We start from the raw sequence: 2500 nt of genomic DNA, 5'->3' as shown, positions 1-2500 counted from the left end.
GCACCGCGAACCCTCGACGCTCTTCAAAATACCGTCTGTGGAGCAATTGACGATATCTCTCATCGCCAGGCCGCAGCGTGCTTCACCGCCGCTGGATATGAACCAGACTGATCGGATTATGCTCTAGGACGACGTAAAGCTGTCACGAAACCGAGACACCGGGCCTAAATGACCGGTTTCTTCAGGTTAGTTCCCAGAACTAGGTCGTTCGCCTCCCCTCCCCCCGCTTTCCTGTATGTTGTTTATAGAAATAATAGACCGGTTGGCCACCCGTTGTCTCCGGGTTCCGAAACGGGCGCGGGCGGCTTTGGTTAACGGCGTAAACAGGCTGATGATCGTGCCCTCGGGATCGCGAAACTGGGCCGTGCGGTTGCCCCATGGTAGCAGCTTTGGCTCAATCACAACGTCCACCCTGTTTTTCAGGCGTGCGAATACGGCATCCACGTCATCAACCCTAAATTCCAGAATTGCGGTGCGGTTTGCCCCCGGTTCGGCAGTTCCTTCCCTGAACAGGGCGACCGTCTCGGCGCTACAGATCGCGAGTGTCGCGCCAGGGGTGACGATTTCGGCAAACTGGGGTGCAAGCCATTCGGCAGGCTGTCCGGTCACCAATTCATAAAATGCAACCATGGCGTTGATGTCAGCGGCAATCAGGCGGGTAGAGGCAAATTTCATCGGGCGGTTCCTCCATAAGGTTGTGTTTGCCGTCTTGTGGCACAATCATGCTGACAGCATCCTGTCAGCATGATTGCAAAGCCCTTGCGCAGTACCGATCGCCTTTTTCAGATCATCCAGATCCTGCGCCGGTCGTCGCGCCCCATCACGGCGCGGGCGCTGGCTGGGGAATTGGAGGTCTCCACGCGCACGATCTACCGCGATATCGCGCATCTGATGGGGCAGCGCGTGCCCGTTTCAGGTGAGGCTGGCGTTGGATACGTGCTCGGCTCCGGATACGACATGCCGCCGCTTGCGCTGACCCCGGTGGAAATTGAGGCGATCGTTCTGGGCGCGCAGTGGGTAGCAGCCCATGGCGATGAAATGCTTGCACGTACGGCATTGGACGTTCTTGCCAAGATCGCGGCAGTCGTGCCCGAGCGCCTGCAGCCATTTATCATTGCGCCGAGCACTGCGGCGAAGCTGCCTCTTGATGCGTCCGAGGATACGGTGGACGCGGCGGACTTTCGATCTGCAATACGTAAAGAAATGAAATTGCGCCTGCATTATTGCGATCAACGGGGTACGCTAACCGAGCGTACGGTATGGCCAGTGGTTCTTGGCTATTCGGATACCACGCGCGTACTGATCGCTTGGTGCGAACTGCGACAGGACTTCCGTCATTTTCGTACGGACCGGATAACCGCAGTAGAAAAGCTGGATGAGCGGACAGGCGAACCATACCACCGACTGCTTCGCCGTTGGGAGATATGGCGTGCATCGGAACTGGCTCGGCTCAAGTCCCATTAATTCGTTGAACAGCGCTGGATGTCGTGATCCGCAACGGTTTTTGATGCGAAGACACCCAGAAATCGTATGGCCAGCATCCCATCGAAGGAGAACCGGAAATCAAGACTGAAAGTTGCGCATTGAGAAAAACAGCGTCTAAAGGCGACCTTTTAGGTCTGCCTTAACCGCTATCTGGTCAAGGAATTTAGAGCAGGGAGGTAAATAGCCGCCTTATCCGTCTTCATCATAGCTTCCTGAAGTCGCGTGGACTGATGCCGGTTTCCCTGCGAAACATTTGTGCAAAATAGCTCGCACTCTCGTAGCCACTAGTCAGGGCGATCTCGATGATGGACCTGTTGGTCTGCGATAGAAGGTCCTTCGCATGTTCCACACGCTGCCCGATAAACCAGCGTGATGGGCTTTGCCCCATGGTGTTGTGAAATGACCGGCTGAAATGAAACCGGCTCATCCCGCACAACCCGGCCAGAAAATCGAGATCGAACGGTTCGGCGAGATGGGCCTCCATATGGTCAAGCGCCTTGCGCAGCTTCCACGCTGGCAGTTGTGCAGGTCTGGACGTGGGCGAAGGCTGTGTTTGTGCATAATGACGCAGAAGATGGACGGTCAGACTTTCCAGAAGTCCATTCACAAATAGAGAACTGGCCGAATGAGGTGTCTGGATCTCAGCCGTTAGGCCTGACAGCACGCCAGAGATGAATGCGTCCTGACCATCGGAAATGTCGCGCATGGAGAGCCGGGACGAATTAAGCCCCAACGATCGGGCAGCCCGGTTCACCAGAGTAAGGCCCAGATAAAGATGCAGGACTTCAAACGGACGGTCCGGATCAGCCTGCCAGCGCATGAGGTAAGGCGCATTGGTCTGTGTCAGGAAGAATGATCCGGACCCGACCTCACTTTTCGTCCATTCACCGGTTATACCAAGGGCTACTGTCTCTGACTCATCTGTGAAGTGACGCGAAGGGCCTGTTCTGATTCTGTCGTGAGAGGGAGGATCGGGAATGGCTGGTGCGATTGCCTTACGGACGGATTATACGGC

Annotated in this window: 2 protein-coding genes and 1 pseudogene; 1 reads left to right on the top strand and 2 read right to left on the bottom strand. The window is 56.0% G+C overall.

The genetic code is table 11. The features are described from left to right. Positions 1–186: 186 nt before the first annotated feature. Positions 187–675 carry a VOC family protein gene (locus tag OQZ28_RS17375; RefSeq protein WP_217420560.1) on the bottom strand — a complete coding sequence of 163 codons (489 nt, stop codon included), beginning with the start codon at positions 673–675 and terminating at the stop codon, positions 187–189. A 69-nt stretch (positions 676–744) separates the two neighbouring features. On the opposite strand from OQZ28_RS17375, the gene OQZ28_RS17370 reads away from it, so the two are divergent. Further along, positions 745–1464 carry a helix-turn-helix transcriptional regulator gene (locus OQZ28_RS17370; RefSeq protein ID WP_053324086.1) on the top strand — a complete coding sequence of 240 codons (720 nt, stop codon included), beginning with the start codon at positions 745–747 and terminating at the stop codon, positions 1462–1464. Between the two features lie 223 nt (positions 1465–1687). Here OQZ28_RS17370 and OQZ28_RS17365 read toward each other — a convergent pair. Then, positions 1688–2380 (bottom strand): annotated as a pseudogene (locus OQZ28_RS17365) (helix-turn-helix domain-containing protein); the annotation flags it as partial. Positions 2381–2500 lie beyond the last annotated feature (120 nt).

The organism is Komagataeibacter sp. NFXK3 (genome assembly GCF_054182245.1).
Note: the sequence above shows the minus strand (reverse complement) of the source record. Positions and strands in the feature narration are given on the sequence as shown.

What these genes read in the sequence shown, in the direction of transcription:
- OQZ28_RS17375 (WP_217420560.1), bottom strand. Translation starts at nt 675, where the DNA reads ATGAAATTTGCCTCTACCCGCCTGATTGCCGCTGACATCAACGCCATG.
- OQZ28_RS17370 (WP_053324086.1), top strand. Translation starts at nt 745, where the DNA reads ATGATTGCAAAGCCCTTGCGCAGTACCGATCGCCTTTTTCAGATCATC.